Annotated in this window: 6 protein-coding genes and 2 pseudogenes; 5 read left to right on the top strand and 3 right to left on the bottom strand. The window is 59.9% G+C overall.

From position 1 onward, the window contains the following. A pseudogene (locus AC1D00_RS22085) lies at window positions 1-309 on the bottom strand (SOS response-associated peptidase family protein); the annotation flags it as partial. Between the two features lie 369 nt (window positions 310-678). Here AC1D00_RS22085 and AC1D00_RS22080 point away from each other — a divergent pair. Together AC1D00_RS22080 and AC1D00_RS22075 are read left to right on the top strand one after the other, a co-directional pair. After that, complete coding sequence (locus AC1D00_RS22080) at window positions 679-984, top strand: hypothetical protein (protein ID WP_477012117.1); 306 nt, start codon at window positions 679-681, stop codon at window positions 982-984. Between the two features lie 217 nt (window positions 985-1,201). Further along, window positions 1,202-1,325 (top strand): annotated as a pseudogene (locus AC1D00_RS22075) (non-homologous end joining protein Ku); the annotation flags it as partial. A 10-nt stretch (window positions 1,326-1,335) separates the two neighbouring features. On the opposite strand, the gene AC1D00_RS22070 reads toward AC1D00_RS22075, so the two are convergent. Both AC1D00_RS22070 and AC1D00_RS22065 read right to left on the bottom strand, forming a co-directional pair. Continuing rightward, entirely contained in the window at window positions 1,336-2,085 is a 750-nt protein-coding gene (locus AC1D00_RS22070; RefSeq protein ID WP_477012116.1) for a bestrophin-like domain, read from the bottom strand. Between the two features lie 94 nt (window positions 2,086-2,179). Beyond that, window positions 2,180-3,499 carry a TAXI family TRAP transporter solute-binding subunit gene (locus tag AC1D00_RS22065; RefSeq protein WP_477012115.1) on the bottom strand — a complete coding sequence of 440 codons (1,320 nt, stop codon included), beginning with the start codon at window positions 3,497-3,499 and terminating at the stop codon, window positions 2,180-2,182. A gap of 942 nt (window positions 3,500-4,441) precedes the next feature. Here AC1D00_RS22065 and AC1D00_RS22060 point away from each other — a divergent pair. The 3 genes from AC1D00_RS22060 to AC1D00_RS22050 all read left to right on the top strand — a co-directional run. Beyond that, a complete protein-coding gene (locus AC1D00_RS22060; protein ID WP_477012114.1) occupies window positions 4,442-4,696 on the top strand; it encodes a hypothetical protein in 255 nt (84 codons plus the stop codon). Between the two features lie 56 nt (window positions 4,697-4,752). Continuing rightward, on the top strand, window positions 4,753-5,055 hold the full coding sequence (locus tag AC1D00_RS22055; protein ID WP_477012113.1) for a hypothetical protein: 303 nt from the start codon (window positions 4,753-4,755) through the stop codon (window positions 5,053-5,055). Between the two features lie 502 nt (window positions 5,056-5,557). Then, window positions 5,558-6,230: transporter (locus tag AC1D00_RS22050; RefSeq protein WP_477012112.1), on the top strand; the 673-nt coding region annotated here is incomplete at its 3' end.

Below are 6,230 nucleotides of genomic sequence, written 5' to 3'. Positions count from 1 at the left end.
TTCCTTCACGCCGCGGGCGACGATCCGCAGCGCGCCATCCGGAAGCGGTCGCTGCAGCTTCAGCGCCTCGTCGGCCGGCGCGGTCATCCAGGTCTCGACCTCGTCGGGCGTCGTCAGGATCACGGGCATCGCTTTCGGATGGATGCCACCGACCTCCGCGTTCGCCTCCGTCGTCAGGAAGGCGTAGAGGTCGTTCGTGGTCTCGCCTTCCTTGACCTTCCGCACCGACGTCCAGTTGGCCCATATGCCGGCGAAGCAGGCGAGAGGTCGGGTCTCGTCGAGCGCGAACCAGATGTCCCCGCCCTCGGCTCATCCGCTCCGCACCAGGCGAGCGCCTGTTCGACGGCGTTGTCTAGTTCGTCGAGCACGTAAACGATCATTATGATACTTGCTCGCCGAACGGCTCGACGCGTACGTCACTCAAACTAACATAGGTTTGGGGTTGCCGGAATTTCCCGGCAGTCGTCAGATTTTAGTTGGCAGAAGCGAATCATCTTGGCATGCTCCTGTGACCGGGGCTGGCACGTTCATCCGCATCTATTTTCACCCGGGTTCTGAAGCAACGGCAACGCTGCGGCAGGCGTTTCAGTACGCGTTTTTTAGATCAACTTAATGAACTCCTGGGGCCGCCTTTGGGTGGCCTCTTCGTTGGGCGTTCAATTTTGCGGGGGCATTGCAATGGCAAAACCAGCCGTTTCCCGTGATGCTTTTCGTGGACTATTCGCTTTGTACTGGGCGAAAGCTCATCACGATCACAAAGCCGAAGCCGAGGAATGCCTTTTGACGTTGTTCGGGTCTGCGGAATACATTCCCGATCGCCTGCTGCAGCAATGGTCAGAAAAAGCGGATCTACTCGGTCCAGAAACCGTCGGTACTGTAGTGGAGCCGCGGGCCCGTGAAATCGCGAGCGGCGGCGCGCGGTACGACCATGCGAGCGATTTTCTCCACTCGCTCCTGAGAGACCTCGGGCGAAAAATGCAGTGATCAGATGCGTCGTTTCCGCGCTCTTACCGCGCTCTCTGATCAACTTTGACCTCACAGGCAATCTTCTCCCCGCACGCAGCTCGTTAGAGCCGCTGTTTCGCCGGCGGCTGCCGCCGGCTAGGGCCTGGATTGTCGTAGACAGCGGCGGCGGGTGTCGGAACCGTGCCGCCTCGTTCGTCTTGACTCCGTGTCACCGTATCCCGGAGCGTTGCGCACCCTGGCCCCTCGCGCGAACTGGAATCGAATTTTGCGTCTCTCGCTCGTCACCTGGTCCCATCGCGCTCCATCCGGCCACCTCGGAGAACGAGAAGATCTCATTCAATCAGCTCAACAATCGATCATTCGAAGGGCCTAGGGGCTGAGCGGCGTGAGAGCGTTGCGCAGTGGCGCATTGGAAATTTGCATCAAACCCGCAAATGGCTGACCAAGCTCCAAGACCAGGTAAATCGCTCCCGCGGCCGACAGTGCAAAAACGAACAGCGCGCAGAAAACGGTTGTGCTGGGTTTGGCAAACAGGCCGAGACTTCCAAAGATGATGGTGAGCCAGAAAATCAGCACCACCAGGAACGGCATGGGGATCGAGTTGCTCGTCTGTGCGAACAGCAGCAGGCGGCTTTGCGCAATGTCGGTGGCGATCTGTACGGCCCTGGCCTGCACGGAGCGCTGGGCATCGTTCTGCGGCGAAAGCTGCTGCAGCTTCGTGAAGAATGCCTCGCTTGCGGCGCTCGCCTCGAAAGGGGTCCCCTTGGCGGCCTCGGAACTATTCTCGCGCCACATTCGATCGGCCAAAACAGCGACGCTGCGCCGTAACAGATGGCGTACGTCGTTCGTCTCCGGTCCGTACTGCGCCAGCAGATTGTCGAGCACTACCACGCTGCTCGTCATATGCGTCACTTGAGCGCTCTGCGTGTCGTAGGAGCCCTTCGCCGAGCCAATCAGCAGGCCGAGGACAAGCGCGGCTATCGTCCCGATGAGGCCCGTGCCCAGCCTGACCACATCCTTCTCATCGGTGCTCAGGTGATGCCCAGGAAGGAACATACCGAAGAGGGCGCCGCCTGCGATGCATACAAACGTGATGCCCGATAACGCGATTGCATTCATGATTCACCAGTGTCGCGAGCCATCGGGGTCACTCCGTCCATTTTTGCGTTCCCGCAATGCCGTATCACGGCATGCCGCGACGTTGCGGTGTCGCCTAGGCTGCGGAAGCAACTGCGGGCCTCTTCGCGAGCAGGGCTCGTCGGTCGTGGATCAAGCCCTCCAGCCGGTGCGCTGCAACGTTCAATGTGGCATCATCCACCGCGCGCTCGTCTCCACCAGCGGATTTGGCGCGCTCCGCTCTTAGAATGCCGTCGATTTCTTCTTCGATATCCGAAAGCTCAGCCTCTGTATCGACTTTCCGAATCCGACGTGCCAGGGCGTAGAGAGAGTCGAGCGGGCCTTCAGGTGCGGGGCTACCGAGCCCCAAGAATTTCCACGCCGCCGCCAGCATAGTGGCGGCGCCGCCCAACATCATCGGCGTCAGATAGATCCAGTTGCCGTATTCATCCATGAAGCTCTGCGTGGTGCTGTTGTAGACAGCGGCCGCACCGGGGTGGAGCGGAAGGTAGGCATCCTGGTCGGTGCTGGGCGCGGTGATCTGCGCGAAAATCGGCTGCTCGCGCAGAAGATTCCTGCGCGCGCTCATGATCGCCTGCGTGAGTCTGGTCACCAGATCGGTGCCGAGCTTCTTTTGCGCAACCAAGTACAACGACGTCCTCAAGGTCGTCAGATCATCTTCCGGGACCGGTGGCGACCCCCGCAGCGTGCCCTTCGGCACGTCGAAGCTTTCGAAGGCGCGTTCTGTCTCTGCAATTGCTCCCGCTGAATCGATCGGGATCAATACCGGGACCTTTTTATGGTCGAGCTGAAAGAATCCTCGAACGAGTGAGAGGTATTTTTCGGCGAGCGGAATCACGACCAGCAGGGCACTGACCTGTTTTGACTGAATGGCTTGCCGGACGTCCGCCAAAGGAAGATTTTTGAACACAACTTTTGCGTTTGCCAAATTATATTCTTTGGTCAGCACATCGACAATTTTGGCGTTCGCCACCCCACCGACCACGCCGATCGCGCGTCCTTTGAGGTTTTCAATGCTGTCGATGCCCGATCCCGGCGGCGCGATGACCAGTACGACCATATGGCTGACGACGACGACGGCTTGCGCCTGCGACAAATCGCCGACATCGCCGCGAACCACGGCCAGATCGACCTTACCCGCGGAGAACGCGGCAGCGGCCTCAAGCGCTGTGCCGCTGTCGATGACCTTGAGCCGCACCGGCGCGTTCGTCGAAACGAGTTCGCTCGCCATCGCTGACATTGCCTTGGCTGCCTCGCCGTCGATCGACCCGACCGCCACGGTCAGCGTGACCGGGCGAGCGTAGTACCGATAGGCGAGGAGACCTGCGCCTGTCGCAACGATCACTACTCCGATAAGCGCGAAGAAGCGAAGCCAGAGCGGTAATTTCCTCGACATCCTCGCCACTCCAGACACGTCGTCCGATGGACATCGCTGCATCGCCTTGATTGCAGCGACCCCTCCTCAAACGCACCGCACTATATATCAGAACTGTCCGCCGATGTCGGCTATGCCCAAGTCGGCGCGAGAATGCGTCGCGAAGGGTATTGCCTCATCTGACCAATTGACGTCAGCGCGGCGCTGACTGCAGTGACTGCAAGGCGGCTAAGAAGGAGCTTCATTATATCGTCTCCGTTTTTAAGCCTCGAACCGAATGCGTGGGACACTACCGCGGGTTGCGATGGTTAGCTATGCCAAAAACGGCAGAGGTTTGATCGGATGCTGTGTCCGAGATGGGTGTTCGCTGTGTGACAACGCGAAGACGCCCGATGACGAAAGACCAAATCACTCGTCTGAGACTGTGAAATCGAAGCGGCGATCAGGTGAGGATGGAAGATATCAGCGAGTAGCCGATGGACTTGGCCCTCCGTCGTGCCGCACGAAAATTCCTGGAAAATTTACATCATGACAGACGGGCCGCAGCGTCCAGTGGTTTGATCAGCCCCTTTCGACCCCTCGCACCATCCGGAATGTTGCGGACGGGCCACATGGACGTGGAGGCGCATAATAGCAATGGCTGACGCTTGCGTTCCGTGCTAGGGTAATACTCGTTGAGGTAGCCGAGGTTTTTCGGCCCCTCGCGGCGATTTCGTCCTGATGATGCGGCTGTACTGGCCGAGCGAAAACGATCCCTTGTATCGACAATTCTTGGAAGCTTCCGCCGGCGAAGAAGATGAGTTGAGGGGCTGCAAACAGCTCGAATTGATCTCAGGCCATTTGCGGCGAATAGTGACGAAATAGGCCTCGCGCGACCAGGCTGAACAATGGCTGGATGGGCTTGGCCATGCGAGCGGTAAGGACGGCGAGAAGGGCGACATCATGGGTAGATCGCTTGGACCGATGATGCTGGCCGTCGCTGTTCTTTTCAGCCCGGTTGCGCAGGCGCAGCCGCTTGCGGGGGCCGACAATCCGCAGGAGGGGCTGGCCGCGCAGATACGTCTGCAGGGGTTCGCATGCGACAAGCCGCTGGGGGCGGTGAGGGACAAAACGCGCTCCAGGCCGGACTACGCCGTCTGGACACTGAAATGCAGCAACGGGACGTACCGGATCGGACGCGCCCCCGATATGGCCGCGAAGGTCGAATCTGTTCGATGAGGCTAGGTTCTTCGGGGCACATTACTGCCTTTGCGCTGATGAGTAGGAGATTTCAGATGCCTCTCTCGATTTCGCTGATAGTTCTGAGCTCGCAATTGGTCGTCGCCGCGGCCGATACCGTCCCTAAATTTGACATCGGGGGTAGCTGCAAGGCCACTGCCAGTGCGACGGCTGGCATGTCCGAGGACCAGCCGCTCAAGCGGTGCATAAGCGACGAGCAGGACGCGCAGCGCCAGCTCGAAAGCCAGTGGTCAACATTTACCAGCTCGAGCCGAGGAAGCTGCGCCGGGATGGAAAACAGCACGCGAAGCTACGTCAGCTTGCTGACCTGTCTGCAGTTCGCCAACCAAGCCAAGTAGCTGAACCGCCCTGGTCGATGCCAAAGGCTCAGTGGCGAAAGCGCCTGGCGAAGCGGTGCGCTTGAGATCTGCATCAGGCCTGCGAATGGCTGCCCGAGCTCCAGGACAAGGTAGATCGTTCCGGCGGCCGACGGCGCGAAGGCGATGAGCAAGGCCGGCGACGGTTGCGCCGGGCTGGGCAAACAGGCCAAAGCTCACGCATCATGGTCAGCCAGAAAATCAGCACGACCATGAAGGGAATGGGAAGGATTGTCGTTTTCCGTGAACATCAACAGCGCAGTAGCCGCTGGATGGATTCCCGGTCCGCGAGAACGCGATGGCCGCCGCGTCGGAGCATCGGCCAGGAGGCCGGGCCGGCGAGGCTGTTGCTCTTTCGTCGCAGTTTTCACCTTTTTTCTGGCAAATCAATCCTGGGCGAATTTTACATAGCAGTCCTGCTTGCTCCAGGGCTACAGTATCGCCGAGTTGTATTCGGAGGCGACACATCCTGCGGGGGACGGCTATGACGGCGAGAATTGCACTGGCCTCGGCTAATGGTGCAAGGCCAATCACAGCACATCGACGCAGAGTTATTTCTGCAGCCCTCCTGACGTCCACTCTGTTGCTTTCCGCCCCGTCTGCCTTCGCCGACGAAAACGGCATCAGTTTCTGGATCCCCGGCCTCTTCGGAAGCCTCGCGGCCACGCCTCAGCAGCCGGGTTGGTCACTCGCAAATATCTACTATCACACCTCCGTATCCGCCGGCGCCGACGTCGCGCGGGCGCGCGAATTCACGCTCGGCAGAGTTCCCGCCAACCTCAACCTAAACACGAATCTGAATTTGCATCTCAACGCCACCGGCGATCTTGGCCTTGTGCTCCCGAGCTATGTGTTTGCAACGCCGGTGCTCGGCGGCCAGGCCTCGGTGTCCCTCCTGGCAGCCTATGGCGTCGTCGGCACCAGCCTGGCGGGGACCTTGTCCGGCGTTCTCACGACGCCCTTCGGCAATGTTCCCTTCGCGCGGTCCGACACCATCAGCGACACCACGTGGGGCTTTGGGGATCTGGCGCCGCAATTCGCATTGCGCTGGAACGCCGGTGTCCACAACTACATGACCTATATCACCGGCGACATCCCAGTTGGCGCCTACCAATCCGATCGTTTGTCGAACCTCGGCATCGGACACGGCGCGATCG

It is taken from the genome of Bradyrhizobium sp. P2_E8 (genome assembly GCF_056403875.1).
This window is presented reverse-complemented; position numbering and strand designations above follow the sequence as displayed.

Coding starts and splice junctions, on each gene's coding strand:
- AC1D00_RS22080 (WP_477012117.1), top strand. CDS start 679: ATGGCAAAACCAGCCGTTTCCCGTGATGCTTTTCGTGGACTATTCGCT.
- AC1D00_RS22070 (WP_477012116.1), bottom strand. CDS start 2,085: ATGAATGCAATCGCGTTATCGGGCATCACGTTTGTATGCATCGCAGGC.
- AC1D00_RS22065 (WP_477012115.1), bottom strand. CDS start 3,499: ATGTCGAGGAAATTACCGCTCTGGCTTCGCTTCTTCGCGCTTATCGGA.
- AC1D00_RS22060 (WP_477012114.1), top strand. CDS start 4,442: ATGATGCTGGCCGTCGCTGTTCTTTTCAGCCCGGTTGCGCAGGCGCAG.
- AC1D00_RS22055 (WP_477012113.1), top strand. CDS start 4,753: ATGCCTCTCTCGATTTCGCTGATAGTTCTGAGCTCGCAATTGGTCGTC.